At 64.1% G+C, this 21,255-nt stretch carries 19 protein-coding genes, 1 pseudogene and 1 riboswitch; of the genes and pseudogenes, 7 read left to right on the forward strand and 13 right to left on the reverse strand.

The genetic code is table 11. The features are described from left to right. Positions 1-104 precede the first annotated feature (104 nt). The 3 genes from GGR00_RS12350 (at position 105) to thrS (ending at position 4,297) form a co-directional block, all read left to right on the forward strand. Positions 105-1,301 carry a serine hydrolase gene (locus GGR00_RS12350; protein WP_184699585.1) on the forward strand — a complete coding sequence of 399 codons (1,197 nt, stop codon included), beginning with the start codon at positions 105-107 and terminating at the stop codon, positions 1,299-1,301. 31 nt (positions 1,302-1,332) lie between these two features. Beyond that, a complete protein-coding gene (gene blaOXA / locus GGR00_RS12355) occupies positions 1,333-2,172 on the forward strand; it encodes a class D beta-lactamase (RefSeq protein ID WP_377865153.1) in 840 nt (279 codons plus the stop codon). A gap of 148 nt (positions 2,173-2,320) precedes the next feature. Beyond that, on the forward strand, positions 2,321-4,297 hold the full coding sequence (thrS, locus tag GGR00_RS12360) for a threonine--tRNA ligase (protein ID WP_055970905.1): 1,977 nt from the start codon (positions 2,321-2,323) through the stop codon (positions 4,295-4,297). Positions 4,298-4,387: 90 nt separating this feature from the next. Here thrS and GGR00_RS12365 read toward each other — a convergent pair whose 3' ends face one another. Next, positions 4,388-5,356 (reverse strand): hypothetical protein, encoded by a 969-nt coding sequence (locus tag GGR00_RS12365; RefSeq protein WP_055970907.1) that lies wholly within the window; start codon positions 5,354-5,356, stop codon positions 4,388-4,390. A 137-nt stretch (positions 5,357-5,493) separates the two neighbouring features. On the opposite strand from GGR00_RS12365, the gene GGR00_RS12370 reads away from it, so the two are divergent. Together GGR00_RS12370 and GGR00_RS12375 are read left to right on the forward strand one after the other, a co-directional pair. Then, positions 5,494-6,078 (forward strand): nitroreductase family protein, encoded by a 585-nt coding sequence (locus tag GGR00_RS12370; RefSeq protein ID WP_055970909.1) that lies wholly within the window; start codon positions 5,494-5,496, stop codon positions 6,076-6,078. A 5-nt stretch (positions 6,079-6,083) separates the two neighbouring features. Continuing rightward, positions 6,084-6,689, forward strand: coding sequence for a flavin reductase family protein (locus GGR00_RS12375; protein ID WP_055970911.1), 606 nt, complete (start codon positions 6,084-6,086; stop codon positions 6,687-6,689). On the opposite strand, the gene GGR00_RS12380 is transcribed toward GGR00_RS12375, so the two are convergent. Together GGR00_RS12380 and GGR00_RS12385 are read right to left on the reverse strand one after the other, a co-directional pair. Continuing rightward, positions 6,686-7,564, reverse strand: a complete 879-nt coding sequence (locus GGR00_RS12380; RefSeq protein ID WP_184699568.1) for an HpcH/HpaI aldolase/citrate lyase family protein — start codon at positions 7,562-7,564, stop codon at positions 6,686-6,688. The two genes, GGR00_RS12375 and GGR00_RS12380, sit on opposite strands and share 4 nt — an antisense overlap. After that, positions 7,564-8,022 carry a MaoC family dehydratase gene (locus GGR00_RS12385; protein ID WP_446680610.1) on the reverse strand — a complete coding sequence of 153 codons (459 nt, stop codon included), beginning with the start codon at positions 8,020-8,022 and terminating at the stop codon, positions 7,564-7,566. Before GGR00_RS12385 ends, GGR00_RS12380 begins: the two co-directional genes overlap by 1 nt. A gap of 144 nt (positions 8,023-8,166) precedes the next feature. Between GGR00_RS12385 and GGR00_RS12390 the strand changes: the two genes are divergently transcribed. After that, positions 8,167-9,288, forward strand: a complete 1,122-nt coding sequence (locus tag GGR00_RS12390) for a DUF2336 domain-containing protein (protein ID WP_055970916.1) — start codon at positions 8,167-8,169, stop codon at positions 9,286-9,288. A 13-nt stretch (positions 9,289-9,301) separates the two neighbouring features. Here GGR00_RS12390 and parE read toward each other — a convergent pair whose 3' ends face one another. Continuing rightward, entirely contained in the window at positions 9,302-11,362 is a 2,061-nt protein-coding gene (parE, locus tag GGR00_RS12395) for a DNA topoisomerase IV subunit B (RefSeq protein WP_055970918.1), read from the reverse strand. Between the two features lie 252 nt (positions 11,363-11,614). On the opposite strand from parE, the gene GGR00_RS12400 reads away from it, so the two are divergent. Next, positions 11,615-12,790: a diguanylate cyclase gene (locus tag GGR00_RS12400; protein ID WP_184699569.1), complete on the forward strand. Its 1,176-nt coding sequence runs from the start codon at positions 11,615-11,617 to the stop codon at positions 12,788-12,790. Positions 12,791-12,883: 93 nt separating this feature from the next. Here GGR00_RS12400 and gcvP read toward each other — a convergent pair whose 3' ends face one another. From gcvP to GGR00_RS12445, 9 genes and pseudogenes are all read right to left on the reverse strand, one after another. Then, on the reverse strand, positions 12,884-15,694 hold the full coding sequence (gcvP, locus tag GGR00_RS12405) for an aminomethyl-transferring glycine dehydrogenase (protein WP_184699570.1): 2,811 nt from the start codon (positions 15,692-15,694) through the stop codon (positions 12,884-12,886). A gap of 14 nt (positions 15,695-15,708) precedes the next feature. Continuing rightward, a complete protein-coding gene (gcvH, locus tag GGR00_RS12410) occupies positions 15,709-16,077 on the reverse strand; it encodes a glycine cleavage system protein GcvH (protein WP_055970923.1) in 369 nt (122 codons plus the stop codon). 5 nt (positions 16,078-16,082) lie between these two features. Further along, positions 16,083-17,183, reverse strand: a complete 1,101-nt coding sequence (gene gcvT / locus GGR00_RS12415) for a glycine cleavage system aminomethyltransferase GcvT (RefSeq protein ID WP_055970925.1) — start codon at positions 17,181-17,183, stop codon at positions 16,083-16,085. A gap of 149 nt (positions 17,184-17,332) precedes the next feature. After that, positions 17,333-17,419: riboswitch (glycine riboswitch) on the reverse strand. A gap of 138 nt (positions 17,420-17,557) precedes the next feature. Continuing rightward, positions 17,558-18,349: a molybdopterin-binding protein gene (locus GGR00_RS12420; RefSeq protein WP_184699571.1), complete on the reverse strand. Its 792-nt coding sequence runs from the start codon at positions 18,347-18,349 to the stop codon at positions 17,558-17,560. A 1-nt stretch (position 18,350) separates the two neighbouring features. Further along, positions 18,351-19,226 (reverse strand): cytochrome b/b6 domain-containing protein, encoded by an 876-nt coding sequence (locus GGR00_RS12425; protein WP_184699572.1) that lies wholly within the window; start codon positions 19,224-19,226, stop codon positions 18,351-18,353. A gap of 114 nt (positions 19,227-19,340) precedes the next feature. Then, positions 19,341-19,997 carry a DUF1345 domain-containing protein gene (locus GGR00_RS12430; RefSeq protein ID WP_055970931.1) on the reverse strand — a complete coding sequence of 219 codons (657 nt, stop codon included), beginning with the start codon at positions 19,995-19,997 and terminating at the stop codon, positions 19,341-19,343. Beyond that, complete coding sequence (locus GGR00_RS12435) at positions 19,994-20,476, reverse strand: YaiI/YqxD family protein (protein ID WP_055970933.1); 483 nt, start codon at positions 20,474-20,476, stop codon at positions 19,994-19,996. Before GGR00_RS12435 ends, GGR00_RS12430 begins: the two co-directional genes overlap by 4 nt. 24 nt (positions 20,477-20,500) lie before the next feature. Then, positions 20,501-20,965 carry a GNAT family N-acetyltransferase gene (locus GGR00_RS12440; protein WP_055970935.1) on the reverse strand — a complete coding sequence of 155 codons (465 nt, stop codon included), beginning with the start codon at positions 20,963-20,965 and terminating at the stop codon, positions 20,501-20,503. Continuing rightward, positions 20,965-21,255, reverse strand: a pseudogene (locus tag GGR00_RS12445) (S-(hydroxymethyl)glutathione dehydrogenase); the annotation flags it as partial. The pseudogene GGR00_RS12445 and the gene GGR00_RS12440, both read right to left, overlap by 1 nt.

Below are 21,255 nucleotides of genomic sequence, written 5' to 3' on the forward strand. Positions count from 1 at the left end.
TGTTAGCGAAATGTAAGCATTCTGCGCCTGCCTGGTCCCAGGCCCAAGGTTCCATTTCAGCTGCACCCGCTTTTCCGAAAGCGATTTTTGTTCGAGAGGGCTTGATGCAGGCTTTGCGTGCAGCGCGGGGTGTCCGCACTTTTTTTGGTGCTCTGTTCGCGGTCGCCGTCGTCATGCTGGGCACCGGTGCGACGATGGCCGAAACCTCTTGGGTCGTGCTCGATGCGGACCGTGGTGTGGTTTTGGCGGAGCAAGGCGGCAGCCGTATCCAGCCGCCTGCCTCACTGGCCAAGATGATGACGCTCTACATAACGTTCGAGGCGATCCGTGATGGCCGGCTGCGGTGGGATGATCGGATCGTGATGTCCCGCCATGCTTCCATGAAAATTCCCACCAAGTTATGGGTGAAGCCCGGCGACACGATCAGCGTGCGTGAAGCAGTGGACGGCATGATCGTTGTCTCCGCCAACGATGCAGCCGCCGCCATAGGCGAGCGTCTGGCCGGATCGGAAGCTGCCTTCGGTCGTTTGATGACGCGACAGGGCAGGCGGCTCGGGATGAAGCACACCGTCTTTACCAACCCGTCCGGGCTGACTGACGGGCTCAGGCAGACGACGACGGCACGAGACATGGCTGTGCTCGGTCTGGCGCTTCAGCGAGAATTTCCCAAGGAATATCGTCTGTTCTCGCAACCATCCCTTGTATTTCGCGGAAAGCGTCGCAAGGGCCACAACAACCTCATGTACCGACATGACGGCGTGGACGGGATCAAGACGGGATATACCAGTGTGGCAGGCTACAACATCGCGAGTTCCGCCACGTTAAATGGCCACCGCCTCATCGGCGTGGTGCTCGGCGGCAAGACGGCGCGCAAGCGCGACGAGCAGATGGCGGCGCTGTTGACGCGCTTCAGCCGGCAGAAGGGCGTCACCGCCCCCACGCCTTTGGTGGCGCTTGCGGTGCCTGTTCCTACCCCACGACCGCCGATGGAAGTTGCCATGGATGATTCCATGATCGAACAGGGTGATGGCGGCTTCCCCGCGTCTGCACTGACGGGATGGCACATTCAGATCGCTGCCTTGCCGGGCCAGGAGGCTGCTCGGGCATTGCTGGACAAGGTCACGAAATCTGTCCGCTCCGTTCATGCCGGTGCTTCAGCGCAGATCGAGCCGACAATTCGCAACGGCAAGACACTCTATCGGGCACGTTTCGAAGGTTTTGACGATGAGGCCACAGCGAAGCGGGCATGCGCTGTGATTCAGCGCAAGAGACTTGACTGCATTGCCGCGGAATCGCCCTGAGCATAGGGCCGTGCAATTGGGAACATCACACGTGTCCTTTGCGATCCGTCATCTTGCCCTAGGCGCAACCACACTTCTTGCCTTGCTGGTTTTGATGCCTGCGTCCTCTGCGACCGAACTGGTCGTCCCGAGACCGATTCTCGAATGCACCCTCATCGTCGATGCGGGCAGCGGTGCCGTGTTGCGTCGCGACGGCACCTGCGACCGCCGGGTAAGCCCGGCATCCACGTTCAAGGTGCCGCTGGCGCTGATGGGGTACGATGCCGGCATTCTCGCCGATGCGCATTCGCCACGCTGGGACTACCGGCCCGAGTTCGATGCGGTGAAGCGCGACCACAAGGCGGTCGACCCGACGATATGGGAGAGGGACTCGGTCCTGTGGTTCTCCCGCGAGATGACGCGCAAGCTCGGCAGCAAGCGGTTTGCCGGCTATGTCGCTGGCTTCGCCTATGGCAACGGCGACATCTCGGGCAATCCCGGCAAGAAGGATGGGCTTACGCATAGCTGGCTGAGTTCCTCGTTGAAGATCTCGCCCGATGAGCAGGTCGGCTTCATCCGTCGCATCCTCGAGCGCAGCCTGCCGGTTTCAACGCGCTCCATCGATCTCACGATGGCCGTGTTGCCGCCTTTCCAGGCGGGCGACTGGCAGGTCAAGGGCAAGACCGGTACCGGCTGGCTGACTGGCAAGTCGGGCAAGATCGACCGCAGCAGGCCCCTCGGCTGGTTTGTCGGCTGGGCCGAGAAGGGTGGCCGCCGCATCGTCTTCGCCAGGCTTTTCGTCAATGATGGCAAGAGCCCGGTGTTCCTCGGCCCCAAGGTGCGCGACAGTTTCCTGGCAAGTCTTCCCGAGTTGGTGGAGCCGGCCGACTAACGCGCCGTCATAGTTGCGGGGCGCGGCAGGGCAGTGCTGCCCGGCTTTACGACAGCCCATTCTCCCCCTAAAAGGTCGCTCGTTGCCGGACGCATCCGGTGTTTTTGCCCACCCGCGCTCGTTTGCGGGACTGGATAGGAGAAGAGCTTTGTCGAATTCCGTTTCCCTGACATTTCCCGATGGTTCCGTTCGCGAATACGACGCGGCGCTGACCGGTGCTGGCCTGGCCGAGTCGATCTCGAAGTCGCTTGCCAAGAAAGCCGTGGCCTATGCCATCGACGGCACCGTGCGCGACCTGTCCGACCCGCTCGGCAAGTCCGGCAAGGTCGAGATCGTCACCCGCGATGATCCGCGCGCGCTGGAACTGATACGTCACGACGCGGCCCACGTGCTCGCCGAAGCGGTGCAGGAATTGTGGCCTGGGACCCAGGTGACCATCGGCCCCGTCATCGACAACGGCTTCTATTATGACTTCGCTCGCAACGAGCCTTTCACGCCCGAGGATTTCCCGGCGATCGAAAAGAAGATGCGCGAGATCATCGGCCGCAACAAGCCTTTCACCAAGCAGGTCTGGTCGCGCGACAAGGCCAAGCAGGTGTTCCGCGACAAGGGCGAGGCCTACAAGCTCGAGCTGATCGATGCGATCCCCGAGGACCAGAACCTCAATATCTACGCCCAGGGCGACTGGTTCGACCTCTGCCGGGGGCCGCATATGGCTTCGACCGGCCAGATCGGCAGCGCCTTCAAGCTGATGAAGGTTGCCGGTGCCTATTGGCGCGGCGACAGCAACAACCCGATGCTGACGCGCATCTACGGTACTGCCTGGGCCGACCAGGCCCAACTCGACGGCTACATCCACATGTTGGAAGAGGCCGAGAAGCGTGACCATCGCCGCCTCGGCCGCGAGATGGACCTGTTCCATTTCCAGGAAGAGGGGCCTGGCGTCGTGTTCTGGCACGCCAAGGGCTGGAAGATGTTCCAGAACCTCGTCAGCTACATGCGCCGCAGGCTGGACACGCAAGGCTATCAGGAGGTCAACGCTCCGCAGGTGCTCGACAAGAGCCTGTGGGAGACGTCCGGTCACTGGGGCTGGTATCGCGACGCAATGTTCAAGGTCACCGTTGCCGGCGACGACACCGACGACGACCGCGTCTTCGCGCTCAAGCCGATGAACTGTCCGGGCCACGTGCAGATCTTCAAGCATGGCTTGAAGTCGTACCGTGATCTGCCGGTAAAGCTTGCCGAATTCGGCAACGTTCATCGCTACGAACCGTCCGGTGCACTGCACGGGCTTATGCGCGTGCGCGGCTTTACCCAGGACGATGCGCACATCTTCTGCACCGAAGAGCAACTCGCGGCAGAATGCCTGCGCATCAACGACCTGATCCTGACGACCTATGCCGACTTCGGCTTCGACGAGATTTCGGTGAAGCTGTCGACCAGGCCCGACAAGCGCGTCGGTTCGGATGAGGCCTGGGACCACGCTGAAGAGATCATGAGCAATGTGCTCAAGACCATCGAGGCGCAGTCGGGTGGCAAGATCAAGACGTCGATCAATCCGGGCGAGGGCGCGTTCTACGGTCCCAAGTTCGAATATGTGCTGAAGGATGCCATCGGCCGCGAATGGCAGTGCGGCACGACCCAGGTCGACTTCAACCTGCCGGAGCGTTTCGGCGCCTTCTACATCGGCTCGGACTCCGAGAAGAAGCAGCCGGTCATGATCCATCGCGCCATCTGCGGCTCGATGGAGCGCTTCCTCGGCATCCTGATCGAGAACTATTCGGGCCATTTCCCGCTGTGGTTCGCGCCGCAGCAGGTGGTGGTGGCGACGATCACGTCGGATGCCGACGACTATGCCCGCGAGGTGGTGGCGAAGCTCAAGGCTGCCGGCCTTTCGGCCGAGGCTGACCTGCGCAACGAGAAGATCAACTACAAGGTCCGCGAGCATTCGCTGGCCAAGGTTCCGGTCATTCTCGTCTGCGGCAAGCGCGAGGCAGAAGAGGCAAGCGTCAATGTCCGCCGCCTCGGTTCGCGCGACCAGCAGTCGATGGGCCTCGACGATGCGATCGCCGCCCTGCGCGACGAAGCGACGACACCGGACCGCCGTCGCGCAGCACAGGGTTGAGCGGCCAAATGGATGTAAAAAAGGGGCGGCATCAATGCCGCCCCTTTTTTGTCTGGGTTCAAGAAAATTTGGATGGCGTCACTACGCCCGTCAGTCGGCGCCTTCATTGGGGTCGATTGCCGCCGCTTCGGAGGCGATGACCTCGACGTCCTGGTTGCGGCCGGCAACGACGGTAAAGTCGCGCTGGTAGATGCGGTCGCGGTTCTTGGCGATGATGGTGTAGTCGCCCTCCGACAGGACCATCGAGGCAAAAGCGCCGACAGCCTCGCGCAACGGGTCGCCGGATTCGGTCAGCACCGACCATGACGTGTCGGCGATGGCTTCGCCGCCGGCTTCGCGCACAAGCTTGAACGTCAGGTCGGCAGCGCGATGTTCGACCGTTGCCTCGGTCAGCTTGCCTGCCTCGACGCGGATGTCCGACCGGATCACCGCATTGACCGCGCCATAGGTCGAGACGACGTGGTAGGTGCCTGAATTGAGCCGCACCACCGAATTGGGTTCGACATCGGGAATGATCAGCGCGCGCTCGCCGTCGCTGCCCTCGTCCGCTTCATAGATCGAGAACTTGAGCTTGGCCGGCGGAATGCGCACGCCGCCCGAAAGCACGGCGTCGAGCTTGAGTCCGCCAGCATCGAGCACCAGGCTCTCGCGCTTGCCTTCCTTGCCGACCGTGATGCGCTTGGTGGCGCCGGCGCGGCCATAGGAGGCATGGACGAGATAGCTGCCGGGCGGCAGCTGGAACATGCTGGTGCCGCCCTGGGCGGAGGCCACCAGCGGCAGCTTGCCATCCGGGCCAGCTTCGGGACGGAACACACGCCAGACCAATCCGCGGCCGATGTCGCCGCCCTTGTCGGTGAGCTGCGCGGTCAGGGTGATTTCGCCGAACGCGCTGGTTGCCAGGGATTCGTCGCCGCGCGGCGCGGCGAAACTTGAAATGCCGGGAAGGCTCAAGCCATCGATCGCTGCGGCGCCGTCCTGGGCAAAAGCGGCAAAAGACGGCACTGCAAACAGTGCGGCACCCAGAATCGGTGCGAAAAAGCGGAAGCGTCCCCTAGACATCCCTTGTTTGAAGCCCAAGGCGGTGGCAATTTCAAGGCTATTCGGGCGCCATGGATTCCGACCAGCGATGCGCCGCCGCCAAAGCAGCCGCCATTCCTGCCGGTGCTTCAGCCCAAAAACCGAGGAGTACCCGCGCCGTGCCATCGCCGATCATCGACTTTTTGCTGACCCGCAATTCCGCGCCGATCCCGGAACTGCGCGCGCCGGCGCCTTCCGACAGCGAGATCAAGACGATGCTGCGGGCAGCAACGCGCGTGCCCGACCACGGCCGTCTCGAGCCCTGGCGCTTCATCCTCTATCGCGGCGATGCGCGCATCGAGATCGGCAAGAAGCTGGCTGAACTGGCAGAGCGCCGCGAAGGGCCGCTGCCGGAGGGACGGCGCAACCAGGAACTCGCCCGCTTTTCACGCGCGCCGCTGGTCATCGGCGTCGTTTCGAGCCCCAAGGACAATCCGAAGATCCCGCAATGGGAGATGTTCCTGTCCGGCGGCATGGCGGCGATGAACCTGATGACCGCAGCCAACGCGCTCGGCTATGGCACCAACATGATCACCAACTGGTACTCCGATGTCGAGGAGGCTCGCGCCCTGCTTGGTCTGGCGCCGCATGAGCGGGTTGTCGGCTTCATTCATATCGGCAGCTACGAAGGCACGGCCATTGAGCGGCCGCGGCCTGATGTGGCGAAGCTCCACAGCGACTACACTGGCCCCTGGGAGGGCTAGGAACGATGTTCTACGAGCCTTCGCAAGGCCACGGCCTGCCGCACGATCCGTTCAAGGCGCTCGTTTCGCCCAGGCCGATCGGCTGGATCTCGACCATCGGCAAGGACGGCGCGCTGAACCTTGCGCCCTATTCCTTCTTCAACGCGCTGACGGGCAAGCCGCCGCTGGTCTGGTTTTCCTCCGAGGGGCCGAAGGACAGCGCAACCTTTGCCGCCGAGACCCACGAGTTCGTGGCCAATGTCGTCGGGCGCGACCTCGCCGAGAAGATGAACCGGAGCTCGGTCAATGCCCCCAGGGGCACGAGCGAGTTCGGCTATGCCGGGCTGACGGCTGCACCGTCGCGGCTGGTCGCGCCGCCGCGTGTTGCCGAGGCACCGGCAGCGCTGGAATGCAAGGTCACGGAGATCTTTCGCCCGAAGGGACTGGATGGAAACCAGACCGACATATTCGTCATCGTCGGCGAGGTCGTCGGCGTGCACATCGACGAGGCATTCCTGACCGACGGCCTGTTCGACGTCGTCAAGTCCGGCAATGTCTCACGCCTCGGCTACATGGACTATTCCAGCGTCAGTGAAGTCTTTGCGATGCGCCGCCCGCGCTGGGAGGACTAAGTCCCAGAGGCGACCTCGGCCCGTGCAAGCAGGCGCTCGGCGCGGCGCAGATGCGGCCGGTCGTACATCTGGCCGCCAATGCCGACGACACCAGGATTGCCGGCCTCCCTGAACGCGGCGACCACCGCTTGCGCATGCTCGACGGCTTCCTTCGCCGGCGTGAAGGCCTCGTTGATGATGGCGACCTGGTCGGGGTGGATGGCCATCTTGGCAGTGAAACCGTCGCGCTCGGCCTCCAGGCATTCGGTGCGAAGGCCCTCGTGGTCGCGGAAGTTGACGAACACCGTATCGATGGCGGCGACCTCGGCTGCCGAGGCGGCGAGAACGGTCAAGGCACGCGCGAGCCTGAACACGTCGGTGTAGCGGCCCTCGCCGTCGCGCGTGGCACGCGCCCCGATTGCCGCCGATAGATCTTCCGCGCCCCAGGTCAGGCCGGCAACGCGCGCGCTGGCGCCAGCATAGCTGGCGGTTGCGAGGGTGCCGGCGGCGGTTTCGGTGATGATCGGGATGATGCGGATCGCGCCGTCAGGCAGGCCGTTCTCGGCCTCGTGCACCCTGAGCTTGGTCGAAAGATGCTGGACGTCGGCGCCGGAATTCGACTTCGGCAGCATGATGCCGTCGGGTGCGATGGGGACGATCGCGCGCAGGTCGTCGTCGGTCATTCCGGTCGAAAGATCGTTGACGCGGACGTAGATCGAGGCGCGTGTCGCAAGTTTCTTGCTGGCGATGAAATCGGCGGCGACGCCGCGCGCATGGCCCTTGTTGTCGGGTGCCACCGAATCCTCGAGATCGACGATGACGACGTCGGCGCCCGACGAGAAGCCGCGTTCGAGCTTCTTTTCCGAATCTCCGGGAACGAACAGCAGCGAACGCATCAGGCGGCCTTCTTCTTCATCATCGCCTGGCGCTGGCATTTGGCGACCAGCGTGCCATGCTGATTATAGGCGCAATGCAGGAATTCGACGATGCCGCGATCGGTCTTCGACTTCGATTCGCGCACCGAAAGGATCTCGGTCTCGACGCGGATGGTGTCGCCATGGAAGACGGGGTGAGGGAAGGTGGTCTCGGTCATGCCGAGATTGCCGATGGTGGTGCCCAGCGTGGTGTCGTGCACCGAAATGCCGATCATCAGGCCGAGCGTGAACAGTGAATTGACCAGCGGCTGGCCCCATTCGCTCTTGGCGGCGAAATCGAAATCGATGTGCAGTGGCTGCGGGTTCAGCGTCATCGTCGAAAACATCATGTTGTCGCTCTCTGTGACGGTCTTGGTGAGCTGGTGCCGGATCACCTGGCCGACGACGAACTCCTCAAGATAAAGACCGGCCATCCGCATTTCCTCCTGTTGCACCGGTTTTGATAGGCGCTGCCACGGCAGGCGGCAAGCGGGTTAACGGATATGGTGAACGGTTCGTAAACCTTTTGTTCCTAGGGTCGTGGCAGGGGTTTGGCACGGCTGGCCGGGGGCGAAGAAAAGCGAATGGTGGTCTCGCATTTCCTGAGATGGATCGACACCGCCAAGGTGGGCGAGCGCGCAGCCGCCGCAGCCGCCTTGGCCAATGCCTACGTCAACCGCGAAATGCCGTTCGAGGACCGCTGCGCCGCAGAGGCGGCGCTGACGCTGTTGCTAGACGATCCCTCGTCGAAGGTGCGTCAGTCGCTGGCAGAGGCGCTGTCGATGAGCGCTCATGCGCCGCTGCAGGTCATCGCCGCTCTTGCATCCGACCAGCCCGACGTCGCAGCTTTGGTTCTGGCGCGCTCGCCGCTCTTGACGGACGCCGACCTGATCGACCGTGTCGCCGCGGGCTCGTGCGCCATACAGGTACTTATCGCCGACCGGCCTGCCGTCTCCATGTCGCTCTCGGCCGCCATCGCCGAGGTGGGCGAGGCCGAGGCCTGCGTCACGTTGCTGCAGAATTATGGCGCCGACATCGCTTCGCTGAGCTTCCGCCGGATCGCCGAGCGCTTCGGCAGCGACGCGCGTGTGCGCGAGGCACTGGTGGCCGACCAGCGGCTGCCTTCCGATTGCCGGCATCTGCTTCTGGTCAAGCTCGGCGAAGCGCTGAAGGCCTCGCCTTTCGTCCTGGCACTGATGGGTGCTGCCCGTGCCGAGCGCGTGACGCGCGACGCCTGCGTGAAGGCTTCGATGACGCTCATCGAAGGCACTCGCGCCCAGGAACACGCGGCACTCGTCGAGCATCTTCGTCTGCGTGGGGATCTCACGGCAAGCTTCATCATCCGCATCCTCGCCCACGGCAAGGTCGACTTCTTCGGCGCTGCCCTGGTCGTGCTGACCGGTCGCGACGAACCACGGGTGAGGGCGCTTCTCTCTGCCGGCCAGGACGTGGCGCTGACGGCCCTGTTCCGCTCGGCAGGTCTTGCCGATGCGACGCATGCAATCATCCTGCGGGCCCTGAAGATCTGGCGCGAGGTGGCCAATGGACGCCGCGTCGCCGGTGCACAGGAGGTCAGCTGGCTGATGCTGAAGGAACTCGGCGGCCAAGCCGCCGAAGGCGAATTGGCCGGATTGGTCAAGTCGATCCATCTCGACGCGCTGCGCGAGAATGCACGCGGCCACGCGCTGGCAATCGCGGCGGCCTGAGCCGCCGCTTGCCTCAGATGTCGAGGGCGTCCGCCGCCGCGAATTCGGCACGATCCTGGATGAAGCGGAAGCGCAACTCCGGCTTGGTGCCCATCAGCGCATCGACCGCGCTCTTGGTCTCGTCGGCATCGTCGAGGACCTCGACGCGCAGCAGCGTGCGCTTCGACGGGTCCATCGTCGTTTCCTTGAGCTGGCTTGCCATCATCTCGCCAAGGCCCTTGAAGCGGCCGATCTCGACCTTGCCACGTCCGCTGAACTCGGTGCGCAGCAATTCTTCCTTGTGGGCGTCGTCGCGGGCATAGGCCACCTTGCCGCCCTGGCGGATCGAGTAGAGCGGCGGCACCGCCATATAGAGGTGACCGCCGCGAACGAGCTGCGGCATCTCCTGGAAGAAGAAGGTAATGAGCAGCGAGGCGATGTGGGCACCGTCGACGTCGGCGTCGGTCATGATGATGACGCGGTCGTAGCGCAGGTCTTCTTCACGGTATTTCGAGCGCGTGCCGCAACCCAGTGCCTGGATCAGGTCGCCGATCAGCTGGTTCGACGCCAGCTTGTCGTTGCCAGCGCTGGCGACGTTGAGGATCTTGCCCCGCAGCGGCAGGATCGCCTGCATCTTTCGGTCGCGCGCCTGCTTGGCCGAGCCACCTGCCGAGTCACCCTCGACGATGAACAGTTCGGCACCTGCGGCGGCGTTCTGCGTACAGTCAGCCAGCTTGCCTGGCAGGCGCAGCTTGCGCACTGCGCTTTTGCGCGACACTTCCTTTTCCTGGCGTCGGCGCACGCGCTCGTCGGCGCGCGCGATCACCCAGTCGAGCAGCTTGGAGGCTTCCTGCGGGTTGTCGGCGAGCCAGTGATCGAACGGATCGCGGATCGCTGTCTCGACGATTCGCATGGCCTCGACCGTTGCCAGCTTGTCCTTGGTCTGGCCGACGAATTCCGGTTCGCGGATGAACACCGACAGCATGCCGGCAGCCGAGATCATCACGTCCTCGGAAGTGACGATCGCTGCACGCTTGTTGCCGACGAGGTCGGCATAGGCGCGCAGGCCGCGCGTCAGGACGTTGCGGAAGCCCATCTCGTGGGTGCCGCCATCGCCGGTCGGGATGGTGTTGCAATAGGAGTTGATGAAGCCATCGCCGCCGAACCAGGTGACAGCCCACTCGATCGAGCCGTGGCCGCTCTGCTTGTCGCTCTTGCCCGAGAAGATTTCGCGGGTGACCTGCATCTCGTCGCCAAGCGAGGCCTTGAGATAGTCGCCGAGGCCGCCAGGGAAATGGAACACCGCTTTCGCCGGGGTTTCGTCCTTTTCCTTCAGCAGCGTCGGGTCGCAGCTCCAGCGGATCTCGACGCCGCCGAACAGATAGGCCTTCGAACGCGCCATCTTGTAGATGCGGGCCGGTTCGAAATGCGCGCCCTTGCCGAAGATGTCGGGATCGGGGTGGAAGCGCACCTTGGTGCCGCGCCGGTTGTGCACGTCGCCCAGGCTTTCGAGCCCGCCTTGCGGCACGCCGCGTGAAAAGCGCTGGCGATAGAGCTGGCGGCCGCGCGCTACCTCGACCTCGAGCAGGTCCGACAAGGCGTTGACCACCGAAACGCCGACGCCATGCAGGCCGCCCGAGGTCTCGTAGACCTTGGAGTCGAACTTGCCGCCGGCATGCAGCGTCGTCATGATGACTTCGAGCGCCGACTTGTTCTTGAATTTCGGGTGCGGATCGACGGGAATGCCGCGGCCGTTGTCGGTGACGGTCAGGAAACCTTCGGCGTCAAGCTCGACCTCGATGAAGGTGGCATGCCCGGCCACGGCCTCGTCCATCGAGTTGTCGATGACTTCGGCGAAGAGGTGGTGGAGCGCCTTCTCGTCGGTGCCGCCGATATACATGCCGGGGCGCCGGCGCACCGGCTCCAGGCCTTCGAGCACCTCGATGTCGGCTGCACTGTAGCCCTCGCTGCCGTCCTTGGCCGCCGGAGCAGGGCGCTTGGCCACTGCCGCCTGCACCAGCGGGTCCGCCGGACGCGAAACGGGGCGGGGCGGCTGCTTGTCGAGGCTGCCGAAAAGATCGTTGCTATCGTCCATGCTCAATACGGTTTTCCGATGCTGCGAATCAGTTTGCCAAGTGTGCCAGTTTTGCCGTCGGCGCAATAGAAGTTCCGGTTATGTTCGTGCGTCATGTTGTCAAACGCGACACAACCGTGCAACTATTCGTAAACGCAAACCGAAATCACCGGTTGATGAGTGGCGACGATCTGGCCTTTGGCGGTTGCTGGGCGACCGCTAAGTCCATAAGTGCTTCCCAAACAATCGGACAATCAACAAGGCGGGGGCCTCGTGCTTGACTTCGGTTCCCTTTTGCTCGCAACGGCTCTGTCCGGCGCCTGTCTGAGCGGAACGCTGCTCGCCATCTGGCTGACGGCGCGCCAAGCGCGTTTCGTCTTCACGATGGCGGTGGGGATACTACTTCTTGTCGTCCATGTCATCGGCTTTTGGCAATATGGCCGCAACGCCTCGCCATGGCTTGGTCAGGTGACCCTGGCACTGCTGGTTGCCGGTTTCTTCGTCATCCTGTGCTCGACGGCCCAGTATCTCGAGCGCGGTTGGCACAGGATGGCAGCAGGGCCAGTCCTTGCGGCGGTGGTGGTGATCACGGCGGCAACCGCCGCCGGCTATGACGGTCTGGGTTTCGTCCTCGCCTATTCGACGGTTACGGCGCTGCTGGTGGTGATAACGGCGATGTTCTGGGCCGCCGGCGAATATGATCGGCGTATCCTGGCCGCCGTCACCTTGCTCGCTGGCAGCGCTGCCGTCTCCTTCACGCTCTGCGCCTTGGTCCTGGTCCTGGAGGGGCAGTGGTCGCTGGGCACCGTCCCCAAGAACTGGGCCGAAGACCTGAACACTGCCGTCGTCGTTGCCTGCATGACGGCGCTTGGGGCGCTGACCATTTCGCTGCATCACCTGCGCACCCAGCGCCAGCTGACCGTGCAGACGCTGACCGACCCCCTGACCGGCTTGCTGAACCGCAGGGCCTTGACGATGTTTCATCGTGACACTCGGTTCGGACCTTCGATGGCGCTGGCCATGTTCGATTTCGACCATTTCAAGCGTACCAACGACGTCTTCGGCCACGCCGCGGGCGATACGGTCCTGCAGCGCTTCGCAGATGTCGTCAGGAGCCACGCCCAGGACGGTGTCGAGTGCTTTCGGCTGGGCGGCGAGGAATTCGCCGTCGTCATGTCGGGTGTCGCTCCCGATGAGGCTCACGAGATATTGCGCGCAATCGGCGCCGCCTTCGGCGCCGAGATCGTCGCCACCAAGCTCGGGCCACTGCGCAGTACCGTCAGCGTCGGCGTCTGTTTCGGCGATGAAGCAGTGACGTCGCTCGATGAAATGCTGCTCGCGGCGGACGCAGCGCTTTACGCTGCCAAGCGTTCCGGCCGAAACCGGGCGGTTACGGCGGATACCACGGGTGGCGCGACAACCTATGAGCCTGCACGGCTGTTTGCCTAAACTCGTCATCCGGCACGGCTGCAGATAGCGCCATCGCCGCAAAAGCAAACGGCCGGACAGATGTCCGGCCGTCTCATCTGGTTTCGGGCCTGCTTACTCGGCGGCGCCGAGATATTCCGACAGCGGCGGGCAGGCGCAGACCAGGTTGCGGTCGCCCGCCACGTTGTCGATGCGCGACACCGGGGGCCAGTACTTGGCTGCGGTGTCGGGGTCGCCGCCCGGATAGGCCGCCTCAAGGCGCGAGTAGGGATGCTTCCACTCGCCGGCAAGCGTCTCGGTCGCCGTGTGCGGTGCATTGGCCAGCGGATTGTCGTCCTTCGGCCACACGCCCTTTTCGACCTTGGCCGCCTCGGCAGCGATCGCGATCATTGCTTCGCAGAAACGATCGATTTCGTGCTTCGGCTCGGATTCGGTCGGCTCGACCATCAGCGTGCCGGAGACCGGCCACGACATGGTCGGTGCGTGGAAGCCGTAGTCGATCAGCCGCTTGGCGATGTCCTCGACCGATATGCCTGCGCGCTCCTTCAGCACGCGGGTGTCGAGGATGCACTCATGCGCCACGCGCCCGTTGCGGCCCTTGAACAGCACCGGATAGTGCGCTTCGAGTTTGGTGACGATGTAGTTGGCGTTCAGGATCGCCGTCTCCGTCGCCTGCTTCAGGCCCGAACCACCCATCATCCGGATGTACATCCAGGTGATCGGCAGGATCGAGGCACTGCCGAAGGGCGCAGCCGAAACTGCATGGCTTGTGCCTGCATCGACGTGGCCGGGCACGAAGGGTGCCAGGTGCGCCTTGACGCCGATCGGCCCGATGCCGGGGCCGCCGCCGCCATGCGGGATGCAGAAGGTCTTGTGCAGGTTCATGTGGCAGACGTCGGCGCCGATGTCGGCCGGGCGGGCAAGCCCGACCATGGCGTTGAGGTTGGCGCCATCGAAATAGACCTGGCCGCCATGCGTGTGCACGATCTCGCAGATGTCGCGCGCGCCTTCCTCGAACACGCCGTGCGTCGAGGGGTAGGTGAACATCAGCGCCGCAAGCTTGTCGGCGTGCTGCTCGGCCTTGACCTTGAGGTCGGTGACATCGATGTCGCCGTCGTCGAGGCAGTGCACGACCACCACTTCCATGCCGGCCATGGCCGCACTTGCCGGGTTGGTGCCGTGCGCCGAAGACGGGATCAGGCAGATGTTGCGCTGCGTCTCGCCACGCGAGTGGTGATAGCGGCGGATCGCCAGAAGGCCGGCATACTCACCCTGGCTGCCGGCGTTCGGCTGCAGGCTGACAGCGTCGAACCCGGTGATTTCGCACAGCCATGCCTCGAGGTCGTCGGTCATCGCGCGATATCCGAGCGAATGGCTCGTCGGTGCGAACGGATGCAGGTTGGCGACCGACGGCCAGCTCACCGGCATCATCTCGGCGGCAGCGTTGAGCTTCATCGTGCAGGAGCCGAGCGGGATCATGGCGCGGTCGAGCGCCAGGTCCTTGTCGGCGAGCCGGCGCAGGAAGCGCATCATGTCCGTTTCCGAGCGGTTCTGGTGAAACACCGGCTGGGTCAGGAACTCCTTGCCGCGCGGCTTGCCGGGCAGGGCGCGCTTGGCCTCCGCCGGCACCTTGGCACCGAACAGCGCGGCAATCGCTTCGAGGTCGGCCGCGGTGGAGGTTTCGTCGAAGGCGATCGAGACATGGTCGGCGTCGATGACCCGCAGCAGCCGGCCGACTTTCTCGCCGTCGGCGGCGATCGCCTCGGCCTTGCCCTTGGCTTCGACGGTGACGGTGTCGAAGCGCTTGTCGCCGAGCACGGCGACGCCGGCGGCCTTAAGGCCATCGGCCAGACGGCTAGCCAGTGCGTGGATGTGCTCCGAGATGGCCTGCAGGCCGGACGGGCCGTGCCAGATGGCGAAGGACGCCGCCATGTTGGCGAGCAGGGCCTGCGCCGTGCAGATGTTCGACGTCGCCTTGTCGCGGCGGATGTGCTGCTCGCGGGTCTGCAGAGCGAGCCGGTAACCGGGGCGGCCCTTGCTGTCGACCGACTGGCCGACGAGGCGGCCTGGCATCAGGCGGGTCAGCTTGTCGGAGACAGCGCAATAGGCGGCGTGCGGACCGCCGAAGCCCATCGGCACGCCGTAGCGTTGCATCGAGCCGACGGCGATGTCGGCACCAAGGCTGGCAGGCGCGTCGGTGACGGTCAGGCTGAGCGGGTCGCAGACGAAGATGACGATCGCGCCGACGGCCTTGGCCTTCTCGATCGCGGCCTTATGGTCGCCATAGACACCGTTGGTGTCGGGCCAGGAAACGATCAGTGCCGCGGTGTTGTCGTCGATGGTCGCGCCGTCGATCTCGGTGCCGATGGGCTCGGCGCGGGTGCGCACGACGTCCAGCGTCTGCGGATGCGTTGCGCCGGCGAGGGCGACACGGCTGCGCTTGTCGCGATGATGACGCAGCGCGATGCCGACGGCCTCGGCGACGGCGGTCGCCTCGTCCAGCAGCGATGCGGAAGCGACGGGCAGGCCCGTCAGTTCGGCGACGAGCGTCTGGAAGTGGAACAGAAGTTCCAGCCGGCCCTGGCTGATCTCGGCCTGGTAGGGCGTGTAGGCGGTGTACCAGGCCGGGTTCTCGAACAGGTTGCGCTGGATGACCGGCGGCACGTTGACGCCGTGGTAGCCGGCGCCGATGAAGCTCTTCAGCACCTTGTTGCGGCCCATCTTCTCGCCGAGTTCGGCAAGCGCTTCATGTTCGCTCGCAGGCGCCGGCAGCGCCAGCGGACGGTCCAGCCGGATCGACTTCGGAACCGCCTGGGAGATCAGCGTTTCCACCGAGGGCACGCCGATGGCGGCAAGCATGGCGCGGGTTTCGGCCGCGCCAGGCCCGATGTGACGGGCCGAAAAGGGGTATGGTGCAGTGGTCATCTCAGGCAATCCTGTCAACCGATATGGGCTTTGTAGCCCGCTTCATCCATCAGGCCTTCGAGCTGGCCCGCATTGGCGATCTTCATCTTCCACAGCCAGCCTTCGCCGGTGGCGGCGGAGTTGACGAGTGCCGGGTCGGACGAGAGGGCTGCGTTGGCGTCGGTGATCTCGCCGTCGAGCGGCGCATAGACGTCCGAAGCCGCCTTGACGGATTCGACGACGACGGCGACGTCGCCCTTGGCGAGCTTGCGTCCGGCTTCAGGCAGTTCGACGAAGACGAGGTCGCCAAGCTGTTCCTGCGCGTAGTCGGTGATGCCGACCGTTGCGATGTCGCCCTCGACGCGCAGCCACTCGTGGTCTTCTGTGTAATAGGTCTTGGTCATGGAAATTATCCTTTGCGATAGCGATGCTGCGTGAAGGGAAGGGAATGGACGTCGACAGGCACCCTGGTGCCGCGAACATCGGCGAAGACGCGGGTGCCGGCCTTGGAAAGCGATGCCGGGACATAGCCCATGGCGACCGGGAAGCCGGCCGAGGGACCGAAGCCGCCCGACGTGACGCGACCGGCCGGATTGCCGTCGGCGTCAAAGAGTTGCGTGCCCGAACGCACCGGCTGGCGGCCTTCGGGCTTCAGCCCGACACGCTTTTCCACAGCTCCGTCGGCGAGGATCTTGGCGAGTGCCGCGCGTCCGATGAACGTGCCTTCGGTGCGCAGATCCTTGGGGATGGCCCACATCAGGCCAGCGCCTGCCGGGTCGGTCTCGGGCGTTATGTCGTTGCCGTGCAGGCAGAGGCCGGCTTCGAGCCGCAGGCTGTCGCGTGCGGCCAGGCCGATCCACATGACGCGTTCGTCGCCGAGCAGCTTGCCCAGCAGTTCGCGGGCGTCCGCCTCGGGCAGGCCGATCTCGAAACCGTCTTCCCCGGTATAGCCCGAGCGGCTCATGAACCAGTTGGCGCGGGGTTCGAGGCCCTGCATGAAGAACAGCCCGTCAGTGACAATGCCTGCCTTTGCCAGCACCTCGGCCGCTTCCGGGCCCTGGATGGCGATGAAGACACGGTCGAGCGGCTCGACCGTGGCATCGAAGCCCTTGGCTAGGTCGCGCAGATGCGCTTCGTCGGTCGCGGCGTTGCCGGCATTGGCCACCACCATGAAGCGCTCGTCGCCGAGCCGGGTGATGATCAGGTCATCGATGATGCCAGCCGCCTCGGTCAGGAAGAAGGTGTACTTCGACTGGCGAAGCTCGAGCGCCTTGGAGTCGAGCGGGCAGGCACGGTTGAGCAGGTCGGCGGCACCGGGGCCGCTGACCACGAACAGCTTCATGTGGGAAATGTCGAACAGGCCGACATGCTCGCGGGTGTGAAGGTGCTCCTTCATCACGCCGGCGGGATAGGTCAGCGGCATGTTCCAGCCGGCAAAGGCACCAAAGCGCGCACCAGCGGCGGAATGCAGGTCTGCAAGCGGTAGGTTGTGGGTGTTGTCGCCCGTCATGTCTTCTCCAGAGTCGCACGTGTCCAGCCGCTGCGGCGGCCATTCCGTGCCCCTCTGTCTGAAGCCTGAGAGACTCGCGCTCCGGAACTCTGTCGGCAGCGCTTACACCTTCGGCGCGGGGTTTTCGGCCCCGACTTTCCAGAGTGTCCTTCCCGTTTACGGTTCTTTTGCCTGAGAGATTTCGGGCGATTTCCCCTTCGGCGTCAGCTTTCGCTGCTCTCTCCCGCAAACAGGTGGAGCCCGCAAAGGCCCCAGACGACTCGTCAATATCCCAACGACGACTCTTTGTCACCTAGGAGCGCAGTGCTTATTCACACGGCCGGATAGTCCCATCCAATACTTCCGGGTAGTGAACGCAATTGCTGTCACTGTCGTCAGATGCCGCCATACCAGTCGTAGCCTCGGTCTTCCCAATAGCCGCCCTTGCCCAGGCCCATCGCGCCGAGACCGTCGACCAACTCGATCCTGTGCACGTATTTCGGCATCTTGTAGCCGAGCTGGCGTTCGACCCTGACGCGCAGCGGCGCGCCGTTCTCGACCGGCAAAGCCTTGCCGTTCATGCCGTAGGCCAGGATCGTCTGCGGGTGCCGCGCGTCGAGCAGGTCGATCGATCCATAATATTTGACCTCGCCGGACAGGCTGCGCTCGATCGTGTCCAGGCAATGGAAAACCGCGTAGCGGGCATTCGGCTTCACCACGGCGGCGTCGAGCACCAGCCCCATCTGCACGCCTGTCCATTTGGCGATGCAACTCCAGCCCTCGACGCAGTCATGCCGGGTGATCTGGGTGCGCGAAGGCATCGCCATCAGTTGCTCTCGCGACAGCGACAGCGGCTTTTCGACGAGCCCGGCCACGTCGAGCCGCCAGTCGGCGAACTGATTCGACAGCAGGCCCTTGTAGGTGTCGTCGTCGGGTGCAGTCACGCCGTTGGGCCGCTGCGACTGGCGAATGTCCGCCTCGGAGAACTCCTGGGCAAGCGAAGCGCGGCCCGCGAGCAGCCTCTGCGCGCGATAGGTCAGTCCGTTGGCGCCTTCGAGCACGTTGCGCACGCCGTTGTCGCTGTCCTGCAGGAAGTCGAATGCATCGCAGCCGGACAGTGCCATTCCCGAGATGCCGAGCGATGCCGCGGTCAGAAAGCGCCGGCGGTTCAGTTGGAATTTCGGCATGTCACGCACTCCCATTGTGCGAACCGTTGTCGCCATTGGGCGAATCCGTGCGGTACCACCCGGTGACGATCGAGCGCAGTTCGTTGATCGGGCCTGCCGCCAGGATCATCAGCATGTGGACGATGAAGAACGCGACCAGAAGCGCCATCGCAACGAAATGTATTGTTCGCGCCGTCTGCCGACCGCCAAGCAGGTCGGCGAGGAATGGAAGGGCCGCGTTCATGCTTGGCGACATGGCAAGGCCGGTCACGACCATCAGCGGCAAAAGCACGAACAGCACGCCGCCATAGGCGAGCTTCTGCAGCGTGTTGTAGTTGCGGCTGTGGTGGAACTTCAGCCTGGCGTGGTCGGCGATGTCTCTGGGCAAGCGCCTGATGTCGTCGACGCGAGGCACGAGGTCGCGGCGCAGGTGGCCGTTGAGCAGGCTCGCGACAAACCATGCCAGCAGAGTTCCCGACAGGGCCCAGGCAAAGAAGAAGTGGACGACGCGGCCGGTTGCAAGGTCCTGGCCGGAAGGAATTGTCGCCCATGCGGGAAACGCGCGCGCATCGAGATTGTCGGCGGTGCCGGAAAGGCCGAGGATTCCGGTGGTGTTGAATCTTTTACCGAGGAATTCGGTGTAACCTATTGGTCCATTTGAATTATAGTCGGACCCAATGACCAGGACGTCGTTGTCGAACTCGAAGCCCGATTGCTTGCCGATGTAGAGCGCCGGGTGGGCGTTGAATATCTGCAGACCGCTGAGCAGCAGGAAAAACAGCGACAACGTCCAGATCCAGTGGGTGAGGCGCGTCCAGCGCGTTTGCCGGTAGACGAGCGTGCCAGCTGCCGCATTCGCCGGCTCGTCGTCATGTGCCTTGAGAACATGGCTTTCCATCGCAGCTGACCTCCGTCGGGCGCAACGGGAGACTGCCCGCCGAGCGCATACCTTGGTCGAATTACGGATGCGGCAAGGGCAGGGTTTCGTGGTGACGATGACATCGGCGTGAAATCAGCTGGCGAGCGAAACCACAAGGTTGACCGCGGCAGCAACGATGATGGTGTTGAAGAAGAACGACAGGATCGAATGGACCAGCGCTGCCTGGCGCATGTGCGTCGAGGAGATGTTGGTGTCTGCTGTCTGCGCCGTCATGCCGATGACCACGGCGAAGTAGAGGAAGTCCCAACCGCAGGGGCGTTCCGTGCCGGGAAAGATCAATCCGCCGACGGGCTTGCGGCTGCGCGTCGAGGTGGCGTCTGCCTTGCTGTCGCCTTTCCAGTACAGACGGGCGTAGTGAAGTGCCGCCATGGCGTGGATTGTCAGCCAGCCGAGTGGCAGCGACAGCAGCGAAAAGGCGAGCCAATAGGCGTGGGGTACCTGTTTCGCGTTGATCAGGATGAACAGCGAGCCGACGGCAACCACCACGATGCCGATCGTCACCAGGAAGATGATCCAGATCGGCTCGTCGGCCTGCTGGGCGCGCCGGCTGAGGAAGTCCGCGGTCAGCCTCGGCATCTCGCGCAGCACCAGGAAGATGTAGCAGGCGAAGAAGGCGTTGGCGGCGATGCTGTAGCTGAGAGGATGGTGAAACAGCAGTGCCGCGACAAGCGCGACCAGGCCAATGCCTGCGCTGGCGAGAAAGATGAAGTGGCGGCCGAACGGCTTCATGCCGGTGCGCCACCCGTTGCTGCCACTTTTACGGCCCGGCGCGCCATCTGGTCCAGCGCTCCAAGGAAGCGCGAGCGGTCCTGCGGTGCAAAGGATGCGTTGTAGCCCTTGCTCTCGCCGGTCTCGCGCAGATGTTGCTTGAGGTCGCGCATGGCGACCGCCATGCCGATGGTCTCGGGGGTGAAGGGCTTGCCGGTCGGCCCCAGCACATGGGCGCCCAGCGCGACCGCCCTGGCTGCCAGCGGAATGTCGGCGGTGACGACGATGTCGTTGGCGCGGCTGTTTTCGACGATCCAGTCGTCGGCGGCATCCGCTCCCTTGGAGACCACCACGTTGCGGATCATTGGATCGCGCGACGGCCTAAGGCCGCCATTGGAGACGAAGGTGACGATGAGATCGAGGCGTTCGGCGACCTTCACCACCTCGTCCTTGACCGGGCAGGCGTCGGCGTCGACGTAGATGATAGGCTTGTTGTCCATCGCTGCACCTTGCATGCGCAAGGCTCAGGCAGGCAAGGGCCGGAGCATGTCGATATGGGGGATATCGTCTTCCAGATATTCCTCCGACACGGTCTCGAAGCCAAAGGACGCATAGAATTTTTCGAGATGGCTCTGCGCCGACAGCGCGATCGGGCGGCTGGGGAACAGCCGTTCGCAGGCGGCGATGGATTCGGCCATCAGCTTGTCGCCAAGCCGTTTGCCGCGGTGGCCGGGCGACACCACGACCCGGCCGATATAGGCCGGGCCGTCGGTGCCGGAGGGCCCGATGATCCGGGTGCTTGCCAGCAATTCCTTGCCGGCAAGCAGCCTGAGGTGCAGAGCCTCGGGGTCCTTGCCGTCCAGCTCCGGGAACGCGCATTTCTGCTCGACGACAAAGACGTCGATGCGCATTTTCAGCATCGCATAGAGATCGCCAGGGGACAGGTCGTCCAGGCCCCTGACGTCGACCTCATATGCGACTGCGCTCATCAGTAGACGACCACGCTTCTGATGCTCTCGCCGGCATGCATCAGGTCAAAACCCTTGTTGATGTCTTCGAGCTTGAGCGTATGCGTGATCATCGGGTCGATCTGGATCTTGCCCTCCATGTACCAGTCGACGATCTTCGGCACGTCGGTGCGGCCGCGCGCGCCGCCGAAGGCGGTGCCTTTCCAGGTCCGGCCTGTGACCAGCTGGAACGGCCGCGTCGAAATCTCCTGGCCGGCGCCCGCAACGCCGATGACGATCGACTGGCCCCAGCCGCGATGGCTGGCTTCCAG

Origin of the sequence: Aminobacter aganoensis, from assembly GCF_014206975.1 — a bacterium.
Classification (GTDB): Bacteria; Pseudomonadota; Alphaproteobacteria; order Rhizobiales; family Rhizobiaceae; genus Aminobacter; species Aminobacter aganoensis.

Coding starts and splice junctions, on each gene's coding strand:
- parE (WP_055970918.1), bottom strand. CDS start 11,362: ATGGACGATAGCAACGATCTTTTCGGCAGCCTCGACAAGCAGCCGCCC.
- GGR00_RS12390 (WP_055970916.1), top strand. CDS start 8,167: ATGGTGGTCTCGCATTTCCTGAGATGGATCGACACCGCCAAGGTGGGC.
- gcvP (WP_184699570.1), bottom strand. CDS start 15,694: ATGACCACTGCACCATACCCCTTTTCGGCCCGTCACATCGGGCCTGGC.
- GGR00_RS12375 (WP_055970911.1), top strand. CDS start 6,084: ATGTTCTACGAGCCTTCGCAAGGCCACGGCCTGCCGCACGATCCGTTC.
- GGR00_RS12430 (WP_055970931.1), bottom strand. CDS start 19,997: ATGAAGCCGTTCGGCCGCCACTTCATCTTTCTCGCCAGCGCAGGCATT.
- GGR00_RS12425 (WP_184699572.1), bottom strand. CDS start 19,226: ATGGAAAGCCATGTTCTCAAGGCACATGACGACGAGCCGGCGAATGCG.
- GGR00_RS12380 (WP_184699568.1), bottom strand. CDS start 7,564: ATGCGTTCGCTGCTGTTCGTTCCCGGAGATTCGGAAAAGAAGCTCGAA.
- gcvH (WP_055970923.1), bottom strand. CDS start 16,077: ATGACCAAGACCTATTACACAGAAGACCACGAGTGGCTGCGCGTCGAG.
- gcvT (WP_055970925.1), bottom strand. CDS start 17,183: ATGACGGGCGACAACACCCACAACCTACCGCTTGCAGACCTGCATTCC.
- GGR00_RS12365 (WP_055970907.1), bottom strand. CDS start 5,356: ATGTCTAGGGGACGCTTCCGCTTTTTCGCACCGATTCTGGGTGCCGCA.
- GGR00_RS12420 (WP_184699571.1), bottom strand. CDS start 18,349: ATGCCGAAATTCCAACTGAACCGCCGGCGCTTTCTGACCGCGGCATCG.
- GGR00_RS12440 (WP_055970935.1), bottom strand. CDS start 20,965: ATGAGCGCAGTCGCATATGAGGTCGACGTCAGGGGCCTGGACGACCTG.
- GGR00_RS12435 (WP_055970933.1), bottom strand. CDS start 20,476: ATGGACAACAAGCCTATCATCTACGTCGACGCCGACGCCTGCCCGGTC.
- GGR00_RS12350 (WP_184699585.1), top strand. CDS start 105: ATGCAGGCTTTGCGTGCAGCGCGGGGTGTCCGCACTTTTTTTGGTGCT.
- GGR00_RS12385 (WP_446680610.1), bottom strand. CDS start 8,022: ATGCGGATGGCCGGTCTTTATCTTGAGGAGTTCGTCGTCGGCCAGGTG.